Source organism: Symmachiella macrocystis (assembly GCF_007860075.1).
GTDB lineage: Bacteria > Planctomycetota > Planctomycetia > Planctomycetales > Planctomycetaceae > Symmachiella > Symmachiella macrocystis.
This window is the reverse complement of record NZ_SJPP01000001.1, coordinates 3,181,441-3,198,251: the sequence shown is the minus strand read 5'-3', so window position 1 is coordinate 3,198,251 and position 16,811 is coordinate 3,181,441. Positions and strand designations below refer to the sequence as shown.

The window sequence follows — 16,811 nt, the reverse complement described above, 5'->3', positions numbered from 1 at the left end:
AAAACCCTAGATGCAACGTGGAATCTTGAATGCAGAATGTTCCATCAGCAGTCACACCCAGGCTCGTGACATAGCAACTTAATTCTCATGGGTCTTCCCAATCCGACCGGGATTATGACTCCTCTTCAGTGCTTATTTGTGTGATCTCGCTCGCCGAGTGCATCATTGCGCGGACCTCGCTTAGTAAATCGTCCCGCGAACAGTGCCCTTTTTGCAAGATCCGCGTCACACCGCCATTGAGCCGTTTGCGGTCTTCGGCGTCAAGTTCTTTGGCAGTCACCACAATCACGGGGATGCTCCGCCATTGCGGCGCCTTGCGAATTTCGGCCAAGAACTCGAATCCGTCCATTTCGGGCATCATCAAATCCAACAGAATCAGCGATGGCCGGACCTTGGCAACCTCGTCCAATGCGAGTCGGCCGTTGGCAGCTTCGGCGATGGTCCAATTCGAATTCTGCAACATCCTCCTGAGCAATTCCCGCGTGGCATCATCATCTTCGACAATCAACACCGCATCCTGAGACGGCACGCCGATGCGGTGTTTATTGACCAACGACATCAACCGGTCACGGTCGACCGGCTTGGTCAAATAGTCGGTCGCCCCCAACGCGTAACCTAGGTTTTTGTCATCGACCATCGTGATCATAATCACCGGTACGTCGCAAAGCTGCGGATCGGATTTGAGGTCGGACAAAACAGCCCAGCCGTCGACCTCGGGCATCATTACATCGAGTGTGATGAAGGCTGGTTTGGTTTGCCGTGCGATCCGCAGTCCTTCATGTCCGCCATCGGCCGTGACTACGTGGAACCCTTCCTTCTCTAAAAAACGTCGTAGCAAATCACGCGACGCCGGGTCGTCGTCGATGACCAACACGTCGGTCGATTCCCCAGGACGCGGCTTGATGAGGGGCATTTCGTGCACGACGGGAGTTTCCGGTTCCTCAACCGGCGCCGACGGAACCACCTCAGCAGGAATCCGGACTGTGAACGTCGAGCCTGTCCCGGGGTGGCTTTCCACTGCAACACCCCCGCCCATCAGTTCGCAGAATTTGCGGCTGATCGATAACCCCAGTCCCGTGCCGCCGTATTTACGCGTGGTGGAACTGTCGGCCTGCGTGAATGTCTGAAACAGTTTGCTCAAATGTTCCGGCGTCATGCCGATGCCGGTATCTTTGACTTGAAATTGAATGTACGGCGCGGCATCCACATCGATTCGCTGAGCGACGAGATCGATCTGCCCATTTTCGGTAAATTTGCAAGCATTGCTCAGTAGGTTCAATAGCACTTGCCGTACGCGTGTGTGATCGGCGTACATCTCGCCCACGTCGTCATGACTCTGCAGCGTGAGTGTATTGCCGTTCTTTTTGACCAAGGGATCGACCGTGTCGACAACGCTCTCCACCAGCTGCTGGATGTTGAACCGTTCTAGGTGCAACTCCATTTTTCCGGCGTCGATTTTGGAGAGATCGAGAATATCGTTGATCAGCGTGAGCAGATGCCGCCCGGCTTCGATGATTTTGTTCAAGTCGTCGATCAATGACTGGTTGCCATCGTCCTCGGCATCTTCGATCAAGAGTTCGCCGTAGCCAATTATCGCATTCAAAGGCGTCCGCAATTCGTGGCTCATTTGCGCCAGAAATGCGCTCTTGGCGCGGTTGGCGTCTTCGGCTTCGTCGCGAGCGGTGGAGAGATCGGCGTTGGTTTGTTGTAGCTTCAAGGTCCGTTCGCGGACGCGGTTTTCCAAATGCACCTTGGCTTCTTTGAGGTGTTCATTCAGACTGCGAATCTGGCGTTCGGTTTCCTTTCGCTCCGTCACATCCCGCGCAATGGCGGTGAACAATCGGCGCTCGCCGATGCGGACTTCGCTAACCGAAATTTCCATGGGAAACTTAGTGCCATCCTTGCGTTCGCCGATCGTTTCGCTGGCGAGTTCCATAATTTCGCTGAAGCGGGTCAAAGTAGGCGCTGAATCCGAGGCGCTACCCGTAGGGAGCGGCGGGGTATGCCCTTCGCGGCCCAGCAAACGGCTGAAACTGGTGCCGATCGCTTCCTCGGCCGTATAGCCAAAAATCTCCTCAGCCGCTTGGTTATACGATTCCACCATCCCCAGCCCGTTACAGATGATGATGCCTTCGGCAGCTGTGCTGACAATGGCGCTCATGCGTGCTTCCCGGTCAGCCAGATCAGCGCTTCGCTCTTGTAACTGCTTGACCATTTCGGAGAACGACCGGGCGAGCACACCGATTTCGCTCTTGTCTTTGACCGGTAGCGAGACGTCGAAGTTGCCGTCGGCCAATTGCGTCGTCGCTGCGTTGATGCGTTGTAAAGGACGCGTCATCACTCCCGAGACGAGAAAGGCCAACAAGGCCCCGATCAGGATCAACATCCCAACGACCAACAGCGCATAATTCCGGACCGCAGCTCCTTCGGCGAGAAACTCCTCATAGGAGGCAGCAATCACCATGCCCAGGTACCGATCGGAATTGCCGGGATCGAAATACAAGCGGCGAAAGTGCAGTGCAAACGTATCCATGCGGACGTTTGTATCGCGTGTGAGTTTTCCGGGAAAGCGTCTTTCCAAATCGCGAGCAACCCGTTCGAGCACCTCAGGGTCGTTCCCACGCACACGAATGATGCTCACATCGGGAAACACATCGCGAAAGAACGGCACCGAGGATTCTTCGTCTTGAATTTCCCGCAATCGTTGGTTGAGCTCGTCGACACCTTCAGGCGCTGCCGCGCTATCGACGTGCATCGTTAACATATACAACGGACGTTTTTCGATTTTCGACTCGTCCCGCAGATCGAGTCGCTCTTTATCGACCGAGATACCGCGGCGCTGAAGATCTTCAGAATTGGGAAGGTCGTAGACGTGTTTGAGTTCGGCAAACCCCTCCTGGTTCTGCAGACGATAGTGCTTCCCGAATTCCTTGTGGTCAGCGGCCCACTTTTCGACATCAACCGCGTCAAAGACGAACTGTTTGTCTTTATCGGGATGGATCAAAAAGTCGCCGCGATCGTTCGTCAGATAGACAAACAGCCGTGATGAATGAATGGTGCGCGCGAGTTTTTGAAAATCGAGATTGATCACGGCGATCCCGATGAAATCCCCCTCGTCGTTCAATACTTGCACGGCGGCGCGCAGCACCGGCAAAAACGGCTGTTCAACGACCCCCTCTTCATCGCGATTTAAGTTGATTTCTGACAAGTAGACCTGTTGCGGCAACAGTTTTTCAGTTTCGGTGAAATACAATTCTTCACCGTTGCGGGCCTCGGGATATAAGTGCTCGTGCACCTCCCCGTCTTTCACGTCAATCCGAATCAACTCACGGCCGCCGTCCGCTTCGCCAATCAGCCGCACTTGGTCGTACGGCTTATTTTTCATCGCTTTTTGAAACGCGATCGACAGGGCCTTGCGGAGCTCTTGTTCCGTTTGACCGCCAATCGGATCGATGCCATCGGGGGAGTTTTGCGCGCGAACAAGCTCTCTGACCTCCGGCAGTCCCGATAAGGCCAAGACATCTTCGCGAAGCGTCGCAATCGACGACAACATCTGCAGGCCGAGGCTGTACCCTTCGTCGCGAAAATCGGTCAGTTCATGCTCGGTGAGAATTCTCTCCGACTCATTGATCATCAACAGACCAATGGTCCCCGCAGTTAAAATGACCAACCCGGTGGCCAGCGCACCGATTTTGAAAGCAATCCCGAACTTCATAAATGCTGCCGGCTTTGAAAAATGGTAATTGATGAACAATCAACGGGATTGGGCGACTTTCTCGCTCATTTCACCAGCCTACTTACGAGGGTGCCCGAACGCAAGATGATATTAGGCTCGGGGCTTGAGGAGATCGGCTTGAAATAGAGACCGCCGCGCCTGTTCCGATTGCCCGGGTCTGAAGTGGGTGTTCGCCGTAAAGGCCGGTCGAAACCTTAAGATTAGATTAACAGGAACAATTGGCCGAGACCGGACTATTGTTGTGTTTTATTCCCCGCCTCGGTTACCATAGATCGTGTTGAATATAACGTGATATTTCGCGACAGTCGAAGTCTCGGCGACTGCCGCCACCGGAGACTCACAACAAATTTTAACGCTGAAACCGGGCACAAAACATGTCGGACCAACATGACATTGTCGAACTGATTTCGCTCAACCGGAAACTGTTAGCAGCCATCGACGGAAAGGACTGGGGCACGTACATCGATCTGTGCGACGCGGATCTCACCGCCTTCGAACCGGAAGCTGTTGGCCATTTGGTCAAAGGTTTGGAGTTTCATCGCTTTTATTTCGATTTGGAAAAAGAAGGGCCGCGACAAAGCACGATCAGCTCTCCTCATGTCAGGTTGGTCGGGGATGTTGCCGTAGTGACTTATACACGATTGACGCAGTTTATCGGCATCGAGGGGGAGCCAGAAACAGCGACCGCTGAAGAAACCAGAATCTGGCATCACATCGATGGCAGTTGGCGACACATTCACTTTCACCGGTCGGCTAATTGAAAACACTACCAATTCTACACCTCTTGACTCGAAACTATGACGATGAATCATCCCAACCTCGCCACGAACTTTGCCGATCAATGTTCCCCATACAATCGCCGACAGTTTCTCAAGACGGCCGCAGCGGCCGGGTTATCGATCACAGCTGTGACCAGCGGACTGCAGGCGGCAGCTCCCCAAGAGCTGCCCCCCACGCGGACAATCACGCGCGGGCCAAAATATCATTGGTTTGGCTACTATGACAAATTGGAATTCGACCCCAGCGGGCGGTATGTCTTGGGGATGGAGGTCGACTTCGAACACCGCTCGCCGCGGGCGGATGACGAAATCAAAATCGGCATGGTCGATCTGCAGGACAACGACCGTTGGATCGAATTGGGCAGCAGCACGGCGTGGGGTTGGCAGCAGGGATGCATGTTGCAATGGCGCCCCGGTTCGGACCGCGAGATCGTTTGGAATGATCGTGATGACGGCCGGTACGTTTGTCGCATTATGGATGTCTTCTCGCGCAAGCAGCGCACCATCGACCAAGCGATTTATGCGCTCAGCCCCGACGGACGGTCGGCGGTTGGCTTAGATTTTGCGCGTGTCAACGACGTACGTCCCGGTTACGGCTATGTGGGGATTCCTGACAGCAACGCGGATGAGTTGGCGCCGTCCGACTCGGGGATCTATCGCGTCGATCTAGAGACGGGAGAATCCCAGACCATTATCCCCATTGCCGAGGCGCTCAAAACCGTTGACAAAAAGGAATGGAATCCGGAGTGCAAACATTATTTTAACCACTTGCTCGTGAATCCTGACGGCACGCGGTTCATCATGTTGCATCGTTGGCAATATCCCGACGGTCACCGCCGCACGCGAATGTTAACGGCGAACACCGACGGCAAGGACTTGCGGATTGTCGACGACAACGGCTTGACCTCGCATTTTATCTGGCGTGACCCGAACACCATTCTGGCCTACTCCGAGCAACAGCCGCACGGTCGGGGATTCTTTTTGTTCCAGGACGAGACAGGCGGCGAAGCCGAGTTCATTGGAAAAGGGATCCTCAAACGCGACGGGCATTGCTCATATCTGCCGGGTGACGAGTGGATCCTCAACGACACCTATCCCGACTCGAACCGCAACCAAATGCCGCATTTGTTTCATATTGCAACTGGCAAAGTGGTGCCGCTGGGTTATTTTCGCTCCGCGCCGGAATATAAAGGCGAGTGGCGCTGCGACACGCATCCACGGTTTAGTCCCGACGGGACCAAAGTCGTGGTTGATACCCCGCATGGTGGACACGGTCGACAATTGCATCTCATCGACATCGGTGGCATTGTGAGTTAATTGGCGTCTTACGCTGTGGGTGCAATGGCCACTCCGCGGCAGCCTCTCCTGGTTTCGGATCAATGACAAACGTGGGATAGCGGTGCAGGTAATCGCGACGATCGACTGGTGGACCATCGGGGGATACGGCTTGGCGGTCGTATTGTGCGCAGTCGTCGCCGTGCCGATTTTGCTTGGGATTTTTTATACCAAAGAATTCCAACGTCTGTTTGAAAGCGCGCCGCCGTTGCAGGCACAACTCGTCGACCCCGCTCCAGACGACGATCCCGTCGAGTTGACCACCTCAACTGGCCGCCGACTTGTGGGAAGTCTGTTTCGGCATCGCGGCGGTGAGCGCCGCGGGCTGATCATCTTTTGCCACGAATTCACCGGCAATCGCTGGCTATTTCAACCTTACGTGGACTTCATTCGCGATGACGGCTTCGACGTCTTTACGTTTGACTTCTCGAACCACGGACAAAGCGACGCGATCGATGGCTACCAGCCGTTGCAATGGGTCACCGAGCACGAAGTGGCCGATGTCGATTCCGCGATCGAATATGTGACGTCGCAGCAAATTGCTTCGTTCGAAGAAATTGGATTATTTGGAGTCTCCAAGGGTGGTGGGGCGGCAATTGTCGCAGCCGCGCGCAATCCACGAATTCAGGCAGTGATTACAGATGGCGCCTTTCCCACACATTCCATCGTCACCATTTATGTAGAGCGGTGGGTGCACTTGGTCGTCGCCTTTGGCGGATTGCTACGGATGCTCCCCCCATGGGTGCATGCGGGTATTACTCGCATGGAGTTGGCGCGCATCCAACGTCGCCGACATTGTCGCTATCCCCATATGGAGAAATCGTTTAGGTCGCTTACCCGGCGGCCGTGGTTCCTGATTCACGGTAATCGGGACAATTACGTTCGCACGGAGGTGATCGAGGCGATTTTCAATGGAAACGGCCAACCGGAGCAATTTTGGAAGGTCAATGGGGCAAAGCACAACCAGAGCATTCAAGTGGCACAGCATGAATACCACGACAAGGTTCGCTCATTTTTCCTAACGCACTTAAATCCTAGCAATATGTGAACCCATAAGTTTTACGTTATGCGAACATTCTGCATTGGGACAGCACTGTTCTCCCTTATTCGTTTGCGATTTTCCCGGTAGAACCTTACCATGAGCTGTAAAGAGTCTGTGTAAACTGCACAGAGTTGTGCGTTTCGGTCGGTATGGTGAATTGGGACTTCATCATTTTTGCGACCGTTTCAATTCTGCAGTTACACACTAATGGAAACTATCGTTGGGTCCTCCCGCGATCGCATCTCCCAGGGCTGGAAACAATCGGTCATAGGCAGTTAGTTGATAGTTTTCCCTGAAGAAGCACGAATCGGGTGTTTCTGGCCCGGTCTGGTCGTAAGATCAATCGTGGTAACTCGGATAACCAATTCGCTAAATCCCCAGTGAGGGTTCGCATCGTGTAAGCGATGCCAAATTGTGTCGTATGCACAGGTCGGCAGTCGATGAGGAATTAAGTTCGGTAGGGTAATCCTCAAGTTGCGCCGTCTGAATTAAACCGCACTGTATCGATTGGCAACCAAGGAAATTGATGTCGGTAGGCGTACGCAAAACAATTGACGAAACAGCTGAAACGGTCAAAGCCCATTCCACGGCCGACCCGGTCGCTTGGCTTTTCCCCGGACTGGGCTCGCGGTTCGTTGGCATGGGAGCCGATATCATCGGCAAATCCCCCGCAGCCGATAAGTTGATTACGCTCGCTGCTCAGAAACTAGGTTATGACATTCATGAGGTGTGCTTTTCCGGTAGTGGCCGAAAATTTGTCCCGCCACGAATCGAAGCACAGGTCATTTATGTCATCAATTGTGCCTATGTTGATGTCTTGCGCAGCTTAGGCCGACAGCCGCAGTTCGTCTGCGGGCACAGCCTGGGAAGCTGGGCCGCTGCTTACGCCGCCGGAGCGATCGATTTCGAATCCGGTTTAGAAATGGTCACAGCCGTCGAAGATCTGTTGGAACAACGTATTCCCGACGGTGAACAAGCGATGGGTGTGATCATCGGGCTGGACGAGGAAACTGTGACGCGGATCTGCGCCGACGAACAATATGTTTACCTTGCCAACAGCAACTCTCCGAAGCAATTTGTGATTGCCGGCCGCGCCGTCGGCGTCGATGCTGCCTTGGAAAAAGCTGGAGAGCAGGCAGCAAAGAAAACCCAACGCATCGCCGGTTCGCGGGCCATGCACACACCGTTGCTGGCCGATGTGAACCGCGAACTCCAAACAGCGCTGGCGAGGATTACGATCGACGATCCGACTATTCCTCAAATGAACTGCGACACAGCGAGTCCCATGCACACCGCTGTGGATGTTCGCCGATATTTAGGCCAATTCCTCCAACGACCCGTGCGTTGGGAAGCAACCATGCATGCGTTGGGGGATTTGAGCATTACGCAGTTTGTGGAAGTCGGCGCTGCAGCCGTTCTGACCGGGATGATGCCGTTCATTGATCCCTCCGCGAAAATTGAAACGGTCTCCGATTTGCTCGCACGAGATGAAACGGCCAATGCCATTGACCCGACAACTCCTGTTTTGACGGACCGGTAGTTCATGACGAACCCTTTGGAACCACTATTACTTTCCGGCAACCAAGCAGTTGCGCGCGGCGCCTATGAAAGTGGCGTTCGTGTCGCCACCGGGTATCCCGGAACCCCCGCTACAGAAATCGTGGAGAGCGCCTCGACCTATGGCTCACTGGAAGCCATGTGGTCGGTGAACGAAAAGGTCGCGCTGGAGACCGCGCTGGGAGCCGCATTTGCCGGCGTCCGCTCAATGGTCTCCATGAAACACGTTGGGTTGAACGTGGCCGCCGATCCGCTGTTCTCCGCTTCGTACACAGGCATCAACGGCGGCATGCTGGTCATCGTTGGGGATGACCCTTCGGCGCACAGTTCGCAAAACGAACAAGACAGTCGGCATTACGCCCGCGCCGCCAAACTGCCCATGCTCGAACCCTCCAACAGCCAGGAGGCGAAGGACTTTGTCGGGATCGCTTTGCACCTGAGCGAAAAATACGACACACCGGTCATGATGCGGCTCACCACGCGGGTTTGCCATACGCAAAGTCGCGTCACGCTGGGGTCCCCCGATCCATCGCGCAACGGAGCCACCGGGTTTCAACCCGATTTTGATAAATACGTCCTGCTGCCTCGGCAAGCGATTAGCCGGCACATGGTGATCGAAGATCGCATGCTGCATATGGCCGACTTGGCTGAGCGACTCGATATCAACCAGACGGAAATCCGCGACACCAAATTGGGCATCGTCACGTCCGGGATGTGTTATGCCTATGTCCGCGAAGCGTTTCCGGAAGCGTCGGTCTTGAAATTGGGCATGACCTACCCGCTGCCGGCCGAATCGATTCGCGATTTCGCGTCGAAGGTCGACCGGTTGTTGGTCATCGAAGAACTCGACCCGTTTCTCGAAGAGCATATTCGCGCACTGGGAATCGAAGTCGAAGGCAAGAGTTGGATCCCCCGCGTCGGCGAGTTGACTCCGCAGCGGATTTTGGCAAGTTTCGCCGCTGGTGTTCCGCAACCGATCGAAAATGGCGACCCCGAGGTCCCCGGCCGCGCCCCACGCATCTGCCCTGGCTGCCAATACTTGGGCATCTTTTCAGTGGTTTCCAAATTGGGTGTGACAGTCGCCGGTGACATCGGCTGCTACACGCTCGGATCGTTCGCCCCCTGGAATGGCATCGATACGGTTGTCTGCATGGGGGCCAGCATCGGCACTGCCTTGGGCATGGAAAAGGCGCTCAAGAACAAAGGCCAAGGTCGGATTTTAGCGGTCATTGGTGACGGCACGTTATTGCACTCCGGCATTCCCGCGTTGATGGATGTGGTCTACAATAAGGGGCAGATCACGATTCTCATTCTGGACAACTCCACGACCGCCATGACCGGCCTGCAAGGGCATCCTGGCAACGGCCAAGGCCTACAAGGCCGCGAGTCGCAGGGCATCGACATCGAAAAGCTGTGCGAAGCGATCGGCATCGAGTGGATCCGCGTCGCCAATCCGTACGACATGGATGAGACCGAGGATATTCTCCGCGACGCACTGGAGCATCCCGGACCAAGCGTCGTCATCAGCCGCGCCCCCTGTCTGCTCATCGAACGCAAAGCCCCCGTGCAACAAGCCTTCGTCACCGCCGAAGCCTGTACGGGATGCGGCGAATGCATGAAAGTTGGTTGCCTGGCCGTCGAAAAGCAGGTGCTGGATGACAATTGGGTGGCGCGGATCAACGAGGATCTGTGCATCGGTTGCACGTTGTGTGTTCAAGCCTGTCCCGAAGATGCGATCGCGCCGCGCTCATTGACGGCCACTCCCAACTTGATTGAGTTGCAACCCTCATGAGATCAGCAACGCTAACGACCGAGTCGTCCGTAATGTTCACCGGCGTCGGCGGGCAGGGAATCCTGCTGGCGGGCGATGTGTTGGCGGCTGTCGCCCTGCAAGCGGGGCTGGACGTCAAGAAAAGTGAAATCCGCGGATTGAGCCGCCGCTTCGGCAGCGTCTGGTGCCAAGTCCGTATCGCCGAAGAAGTCCACTCGCCCGTCTGCGGCGAAGGGGCGATTGATTTCTTAGTTTCGCTGGAGATGCAAGAAGGCTTGCGACGCTTGCCGTATCTCAACAACAACGGCACCGCACTGATCAACCGTTTCTGGATTGATAGCAACGGCACCGCCCGCTCCGAACCGCCGCCGGAGTTTGACGAACTGAAATATCCCAACTGCCTGTGGCTGGACGGTACCGAAACGACCCACGACGCCGAGCAAACGCGGAGCCTGAATTTTTATATGCTCGGCGCGCTGTCCGGCATCTTGCCCTTCGACGAGTCGACCTGGAAGGCCGCTATCGAATTGGTCGTACAACCACGGTTCCTCCCCGCCAACCTCGATATGTTCGCCGCTGGCAGCGACGCCGTTCTCGTGCACCCCGCCGCCCCGCGCAAACCCAAATAGCGCACAGCGTAGGGTGCGTCGCGACGCACCTCTCTCGCGTAGGACGAAGGATCCCCCTCAACTCAATCAGCGCCACCAATGCGTCCCAGCGCTGATCCGATCCAGCAATTTGACAGCCTCCCGCGCGCACGAATCACTGGGAAAACCTTGCTGTCGGCTGACAAAACGCGTATGACAAAGGATCAGTGCGAACACATTGTCATCCCACCGAGGTACAAACCTATGCCCGGAATTATCTATGGCGGCGCGGGGAGATATGCGGAAAGCTTGCAAACCGAGTTTGACGAAAAGATGCAGCAAATCGAGCAGCAATTCCAGTCGGCAGCCAGCCTACCAGCCCAAGAAGACTTGAAGCGTCAAATCGCCGAGACCGAAGCTCGCCACCGGGAAACGCTGAAGTCGCTTTGTTACAATCTATACTAAGCCTCGCCGCTCGAATTGTTCTACTACGCCTTGGCCGGTCACACCCATGCCACATCAACAAACCATTGATACGATCGTCCGCATACTTCGCAAAAGCCGGAGCATCCTGTTCGTGACTGGAGCGGGAATGTCAGCGGACTCTGGGGTACCGACGTATCGCGGGATTGGGGGGCTCTATGAGGTTGAATCCACGGAAGACGGGTTGCCGATTGAAGCCATCCTTTCCGGAACGATGATTCGCACCAATCCGCTACTGACTTGGAAGTACCTCGCTGCCATTGCCTCAGCAGCGCAGGGGGCCACTATCAACCGGGGTCATGCTGTTATCGCGGAAATGGAACGCCATTTCTCCCGTGTCTGGACTTTGCCTCAAAATGTCGATGGTTTTCATCGTGCGGCGGGTTCACGCAACGTGATCGAAATACACGGCAATATGCGGTCACTCTCCTGTATGGGCTGCACTTTTCGCCGGAACCTAGATGAGACGGCTGGTTTACAAATCCCGCCTCGGTGTCCTGCTTGCGACGACATCCTCCGTCCAGACGTCGTACTTTTCGAAGAGGCCTTGCCCGAAGAGTCGTTGCGGAGGCTTCAACGTCAATTGGAAACCGGCTTCAGTGTCGTCTTCAGCATCGGTACCAGCGGTCTGTTTCCTTACATCCAAGAACCCATAGTGGCCGCCCGTCGACGAGGTGTGCCGACAATTGAAATCAATCCTGATGAAACCATCATTTCGTCCATGGTTGATTATCAGCTACAGTTGGGTGCCGCTGACGCGCTGCAGCAGATATGGCAGCGGTATACTTTGGCGAGCTGATGTCGGTCAATGACTGATGAAATTGAATAGCTGTGTCATGAACAACCGTGGGATGACTCCAGGATACATATTGCCGTAGGGCAGGCTCTTTAGCGTTCGGTAACCAACATGAACGAACCGCATTTGTCGCAACATCGCGAGACGACTGCCGTACTTCGTAACGCGCTGGCGGCGGCGGTGGAGCAGGGGGCTTCCGACTTACATGTGGTCGTCGGGCATCCGCTGACGTTGCGGTTGAACGGCCGGTTGCAGGAATTGCCTGGGCCGGTTTTGACCGATGAGATTGTCGCCCCGGCATTGCGCGACTTGTGCCCGCCGGAACGTTGGCAGTTGTTTGAGGCAGAGCACAATGTCGATTTCGCGTTGGAGTTGAATATCGCCGGGCAACGGGGCCGATTTCGCGTGAATTACTTCGTGAATGGCGAGCACTGCGGCGGCTGTTTTCGCGTGATCCCCACTGCCATTCCCAGTTTTCAATGGGCGGGTTTTCCGGTCGAAGTTGCAGACCGATTGACGCAGATCCGTAACGGATTAGTGCTCTTTTCCGGCGTGACCGGAGCGGGCAAGACGACCTCGTTGGCGATGATCATCAATCTCTTGATGCAAGGCAGCGGGCTGCGGATCATCACCGTGGAAGAGCCGATCGAATATGTCTTCCCCACGCGGAGCGGTTCGTTGATCACGCAGCGCGAAGTCGGTCGTGATGTGCGGTCCTTTGCCGATGGTTTGAAGTACGGTTTGCGGCAGGATCCCGATGTGATTTTGGTTGGCGAAATCCGCGATAAACAGACCGCTCAAATGGCACTCAGCGCCGCCGAGACGGGGCACTTGGTGTTATCCACACTGCACACCCGCGATGCCAAGGGGGCGATTTCACGGTACACCGATTTCTTTCCGCAAAACGTGCAAAACGAAATCCGCGGGCAACTCTCGCAAAGTCTGCAAGCCGTGATCTGCCAGCACCTACTCCCCAGCTCCGGCGGGGAAAAACGCGAGTTGGCCCTAGAGATCCTCTACCGCAACTCCCCCATCGCCAGCGCCATCCGCTCCGGCAAAACCGACAGCATCGACCGCAATATCCTCACCGGCCGCGCCGACGGGATGATCACCTTTGACGAATCGATCAAACGTTTGCTGCATGCTGGAAAGATCGAACGCGATACAGCGGAGCGGTTTGTGACGGACACGGGGATGTTGGCACGGTGAAGCCCCAAACATCTTGTAGAAACCGAAGGAACTGATGATGCCGTACGTAAACATTCAAATTACCCGCGGCGCCACCCGCGAGCAAAAAGCAGAGCTGGTCAAAGACACGACCGATTCGCTCGTCCGCGTGCTGGGAAAGCAACCGGAACATATCCATGTCGTGATTCAGGAAATCGCCGAAGAAGACTGGGGCTATGCGGGCCTGTTGACGGATGAGTGGAAGCGGCAGCAATCGGAATAGGAACATGGCCCGCATTCTTTTTTCGTGAATTTCCTCCGTTGAAAATAACCCTACTTAACCACGGTGCAAACATGAGATGGTTTTATGCCGTTTTGATGACGGCCATGATATTCATCACAGGATGCGGAGGATCTGCCGGAGGCGTTAATGTTTGGGACGCTGTTGAACAAAACGATGCGGCGGCCATCAGAACCTATTCCAATGCGGGTGGTGACCTTGACATCCGTAGCTTCGGTGGAGAGACACCATTGTTTCTCGCACTCTCCCTGAAACATTTCGAGAGCTACAAAGCGCTTTTGGAGTGCGGTGCGGGTCCCAATGTCATTATGAGCAAGCAGCGCGTTGTCACACATTGGGCAGCCATAGAAGAGGATCCGAAATGGCTCAAGTTAGCCTTGGAGCATGGAGCCAATCCAGATCTAGTCAATATTGGTTCTGGGCCTCCCAATAAAGGGACTCCATTTCATTTCGCCATTTCCAGCAGCCACATCGACAATATCAAGCTCCTGATTGAATACGGTGCTGATATCAATAAACCGGACCGCTTGGACTGTCCTCCGGTAACGGTAGCCACGTTACAAAACGATTTTGAAGTCGTTTTACTCCTCCTCGAAAGTGGCGCAGATTACAAAAGCGCGCGTTGTGGAGGAAGGACATTTCAGGAGATCATGGATGAAAGAAAACTGATCAAGGGCAAGTATTTTGATCGGCCTGAAGTTCAAGACCAATTGCGCGCTATTGAAACCTGGCTAGAAGAGCACAAATAACTGCCCCGGGGTGGCTCACAAAGATTCTTTGTGGGCCGACGAAGTCGGCAGGCGTTGCTTCAACTTTCACGGCGCTGCGGCGCAGAAAACTCCTGCGGCTGCGCCGCCCCGAAAGAGAATCTTTCGGGGCCACCCGGCGTTGCTTGCCATTTCAATTTTTTCGTGCCTTTCGTGGTTGTAATCAATGAACCACGAAATTTACGAAAGACACGAAAACACGGCCGGTACATCCGCCCCCACGTCCTCACCCCAGCAACCCATTGTGCCGCAACAGCGCTTCAGTACTCGGTTGGCGGCCGCGGAAGTCTTCGAAGACTTCCATGGGGTGACGGCTGCCGCCTTGGGAGAGGATGGTGTTGCGGAAGCGGCGGCCGGTGTCGGCGACGGCGGCTTCGTCCTCCAAGCCGGCATCCTCGAAGGCGGAGAAAGCGTCGGCGCTGAGGACTTCGGCCCATTTGTAGCTGTAATACCCCGCCGCATACCCACCGGCGAAGATGTGGCTGAAGGCGCACAGGAAACGGTCTTCGGGCAGCAGCGGCAAGACGGAGGTGGTTTCCGCCACGCGGCGCTGCACGTCGAAAATGGTTTCCGTTCCGTCGGGATCGAAGTTGCTGTGCAGTTCCAGATCGGTGATGCCGAACGACAATTGCCGCAGCATCATCGAACCGGCGCGGAAGTTGCGCGCTGCACAGATTTTCTCGAACAGTTCATCCGGCAGCGGTTCTCCCGTTTCGACATGCGACGTCATGCCGATCAACGTCGGTTTGTGGTAGCACCAATTTTCCATGAACTGGCTGGGCAATTCGACCGCATCCCATTCGACACCGTTGATCCCCGACGCGTCCGCTTCGTTGACTGTGGTCAGCATATGTTGCAAACCGTGGCCAAATTCGTGGAACAAGGTTTCGACTTCGCGGAAGGTCATCAGCGATGGTTTGTCGCCCACCGGCGGCGTGCTGTTGCAGACCAGATGCGCGACCGGCAATTGCACCTCGCCATCCAACATCCGCCGGCTGAGGCAATCGTCCATCCACGCGCCGCCCCGTTTGTTTTCCGGACGGGAAAAGGGATCAAGATAAAACGCCGCCAACGGTGTGCCATCTTCATCCGCGATCTTGAAGTAACGCACGTCCTTCTGCCAAACCGGCGCTTCGCCATCCGCCGCCGTCACCACGATGCCAAACAACCGCCGCACCAAACCGAACATCCCTTCCAGCACGTTAGGCAAAGCAAAGTACGGACGCAGTTCTTCGTCAGTGTAATCAAACTTCTGTTCGCGAAGTCGTTCCGCCCAGAAGGCGACATCCCAATGCAACACGTCGCCGGTTTGCCCCGAGGCGGCGGCGAGTTGTTTGAGGTCTTCTAAGTCTTGCTGCGCATTGTCGTAGGATGCGGCCCGCAGTTCTTCCGAGAGTGTGAGCACCGCTTCGACGCTCGGCGCCATTTTCTTGGCCAGACTCAGTTGCGCGAAATTTTGATAGCCCAACAGCGCCGCTTTTTGTTGGCGGAGTTGCAGCGTGCGCGTGATGATGTCGGTGTTGTCCCATTCCCCAGACGAAGCACGCGTGAGATAAGCCCGATACACCTGTTCGCGTTGCTCGCGATTGCGGCTGTGCTGCAAAAATGGCTGCACAACTGGGCCGTCCAACGTGACCCGCCAGGGGCCGGCCTCGGGTGTGGATGCGGGTTCGTCTTCGTCTTTGGCCTGATTGTGAGACTGCGCGGTGAGTTGCTTGAGGCTTTCCGGCCAGCCTTCGACATCGTCCGCAGCGGTGACGGTCAGCGACCAAGCTTTGGTGGCATCGAGCACGTGATTGGAAAAATCGGTGCTCAGTTTCGAGAGATCGCGGGCGATTTGATTGAACCGTTCGAGCGCCTCTCCTTCCAATCCAACACCAGCCAATTCGGCGTTGAGCAATTTATCGTCAACGATGCGCTGCTGCGTTTCGGATAACGTTGCCCAGACATCCCCGTCTTTGATGGCTTTGAGTGCTTTGTAGATCGGTTGGCTTTGCCCAACGCGGAGTCCGAAATTCACGACATCCTGGAGCACCGTTTCATGCGCTTCACGGATTTCCGGCGAGTTTTGCACGCTCAACAAATGCCCCACCGGCCCCCAGGCCTGTTCGAAGGGTTGATCCAACTCCTCGAGCGGCTGCATAATGCCGTCCCAGGTGGGAGTGGCGTTTTGTTCAATGTCGGCCAACTGTTTTTCGGCTTCGGCAATGCAATGTTTGACCGCCGGCACCACGTGCTCAGGTTGGATCGCGTTAAACAGCGGCAGGCCCGCATGTTGCAAGAGCGGATTGTTTTCCAAGGTGTCCGTGTTGGATGTCATAGGTTGAGTCCCTTCGGTGTGAATGTTTTCGTAGTGCTCACCCTGGCGTTTCCAAACAGAGTTTGGGAACGAGTTGTCGGGTGAATGTGCCTTCTCGGTCTTTGCGAACTTGGCAGCTTTGCGTGAGGTTTTTTTAGTAGGAGAATCGGTCGTCCTACGCGAGAAAGGTA

13 protein-coding genes are annotated in these 16,811 nt (G+C 55.4%); 11 read left to right on the top strand and 2 right to left on the bottom strand.

Annotated elements, in window-relative coordinates; all coding sequences use genetic code 11:
- Positions 1–112: 112 nt before the first annotated feature.
- The gene (locus CA54_RS12310) at positions 113–3,715 is read right to left on the bottom strand and encodes a response regulator (RefSeq protein ID WP_146371056.1); all 3,603 of its coding nucleotides are present in this window, start codon (positions 3,713–3,715) and stop codon (positions 113–115) included.
- A gap of 395 nt (positions 3,716–4,110) precedes the next feature.
- On the opposite strand from CA54_RS12310, the gene CA54_RS12305 reads away from it, so the two are divergent.
- From CA54_RS12305 to CA54_RS12255, 11 genes are all read left to right on the top strand, one after another.
- A complete protein-coding gene (locus CA54_RS12305) occupies positions 4,111–4,497 on the top strand; it encodes a DUF4440 domain-containing protein (RefSeq protein ID WP_146371055.1) in 387 nt (128 codons plus the stop codon).
- Between the two features lie 42 nt (positions 4,498–4,539).
- Positions 4,540–5,832: a hypothetical protein gene (locus tag CA54_RS12300; protein WP_146371054.1), complete on the top strand. Its 1,293-nt coding sequence runs from the start codon at positions 4,540–4,542 to the stop codon at positions 5,830–5,832.
- A gap of 19 nt (positions 5,833–5,851) precedes the next feature.
- On the top strand, positions 5,852–6,898 hold the full coding sequence (locus tag CA54_RS12295) for an alpha/beta hydrolase (RefSeq protein WP_197532411.1): 1,047 nt from the start codon (positions 5,852–5,854) through the stop codon (positions 6,896–6,898).
- A gap of 520 nt (positions 6,899–7,418) precedes the next feature.
- Positions 7,419–8,432, top strand: a complete 1,014-nt coding sequence (locus tag CA54_RS12290) for an ACP S-malonyltransferase (protein WP_146371052.1) — start codon at positions 7,419–7,421, stop codon at positions 8,430–8,432.
- A 3-nt stretch (positions 8,433–8,435) separates the two neighbouring features.
- Positions 8,436–10,241: an indolepyruvate ferredoxin oxidoreductase subunit alpha gene (gene iorA / locus CA54_RS12285; protein WP_146371051.1), complete on the top strand. Its 1,806-nt coding sequence runs from the start codon at positions 8,436–8,438 to the stop codon at positions 10,239–10,241.
- Entirely contained in the window at positions 10,238–10,849 is a 612-nt protein-coding gene (locus tag CA54_RS12280) for an indolepyruvate oxidoreductase subunit beta (protein WP_146371050.1), read from the top strand. The genes iorA and CA54_RS12280 overlap by 4 nt, the downstream gene beginning before the upstream one ends.
- A 222-nt stretch (positions 10,850–11,071) precedes the next feature.
- Positions 11,072–11,272 (top strand): hypothetical protein, encoded by a 201-nt coding sequence (locus CA54_RS12275; RefSeq protein WP_146371049.1) that lies wholly within the window; start codon positions 11,072–11,074, stop codon positions 11,270–11,272.
- Positions 11,273–11,318: 46 nt separating this feature from the next.
- Positions 11,319–12,089 (top strand): NAD-dependent protein deacylase, encoded by a 771-nt coding sequence (locus tag CA54_RS12270; protein ID WP_146371048.1) that lies wholly within the window; start codon positions 11,319–11,321, stop codon positions 12,087–12,089.
- Positions 12,090–12,197: 108 nt separating this feature from the next.
- Positions 12,198–13,295 carry a type IV pilus twitching motility protein PilT gene (locus CA54_RS12265; RefSeq protein ID WP_146371047.1) on the top strand — a complete coding sequence of 366 codons (1,098 nt, stop codon included), beginning with the start codon at positions 12,198–12,200 and terminating at the stop codon, positions 13,293–13,295.
- 37 nt (positions 13,296–13,332) lie between these two features.
- On the top strand, positions 13,333–13,536 hold the full coding sequence (locus tag CA54_RS12260; protein WP_146372373.1) for a tautomerase family protein: 204 nt from the start codon (positions 13,333–13,335) through the stop codon (positions 13,534–13,536).
- 71 nt (positions 13,537–13,607) lie between these two features.
- Complete coding sequence (locus tag CA54_RS12255; RefSeq protein WP_146371046.1) at positions 13,608–14,303, top strand: ankyrin repeat domain-containing protein; 696 nt, start codon at positions 13,608–13,610, stop codon at positions 14,301–14,303.
- 244 nt (positions 14,304–14,547) lie between these two features.
- Here CA54_RS12255 and CA54_RS12250 read toward each other — a convergent pair whose 3' ends face one another.
- Positions 14,548–16,641, bottom strand: a complete 2,094-nt coding sequence (locus CA54_RS12250; RefSeq protein WP_146371045.1) for a M3 family metallopeptidase — start codon at positions 16,639–16,641, stop codon at positions 14,548–14,550.
- Between the last annotated feature and the right edge of the window lie 170 nt (positions 16,642–16,811).

Excerpts from the sequence above, each read along its gene's own strand:
- CA54_RS12255 (WP_146371046.1), top strand. The coding sequence starts at position 13,608 with ATGAGATGGTTTTATGCCGTTTTGATGACGGCCATGATATTCATCACA.
- CA54_RS12275 (WP_146371049.1), top strand. The coding sequence starts at position 11,072 with ATGCCCGGAATTATCTATGGCGGCGCGGGGAGATATGCGGAAAGCTTG.
- CA54_RS12270 (WP_146371048.1), top strand. The coding sequence starts at position 11,319 with ATGCCACATCAACAAACCATTGATACGATCGTCCGCATACTTCGCAAA.
- CA54_RS12250 (WP_146371045.1), bottom strand. The coding sequence starts at position 16,641 with ATGACATCCAACACGGACACCTTGGAAAACAATCCGCTCTTGCAACAT.
- CA54_RS12310 (WP_146371056.1), bottom strand. The coding sequence starts at position 3,715 with ATGAAGTTCGGGATTGCTTTCAAAATCGGTGCGCTGGCCACCGGGTTG.
- CA54_RS12260 (WP_146372373.1), top strand. The coding sequence starts at position 13,333 with ATGCCGTACGTAAACATTCAAATTACCCGCGGCGCCACCCGCGAGCAA.
- CA54_RS12290 (WP_146371052.1), top strand. The coding sequence starts at position 7,419 with ATGTCGGTAGGCGTACGCAAAACAATTGACGAAACAGCTGAAACGGTC.
- CA54_RS12305 (WP_146371055.1), top strand. The coding sequence starts at position 4,111 with ATGTCGGACCAACATGACATTGTCGAACTGATTTCGCTCAACCGGAAA.
- CA54_RS12300 (WP_146371054.1), top strand. The coding sequence starts at position 4,540 with ATGAATCATCCCAACCTCGCCACGAACTTTGCCGATCAATGTTCCCCA.
- CA54_RS12280 (WP_146371050.1), top strand. The coding sequence starts at position 10,238 with ATGAGATCAGCAACGCTAACGACCGAGTCGTCCGTAATGTTCACCGGC.
- CA54_RS12265 (WP_146371047.1), top strand. The coding sequence starts at position 12,198 with ATGAACGAACCGCATTTGTCGCAACATCGCGAGACGACTGCCGTACTT.
- iorA (WP_146371051.1), top strand. The coding sequence starts at position 8,436 with ATGACGAACCCTTTGGAACCACTATTACTTTCCGGCAACCAAGCAGTT.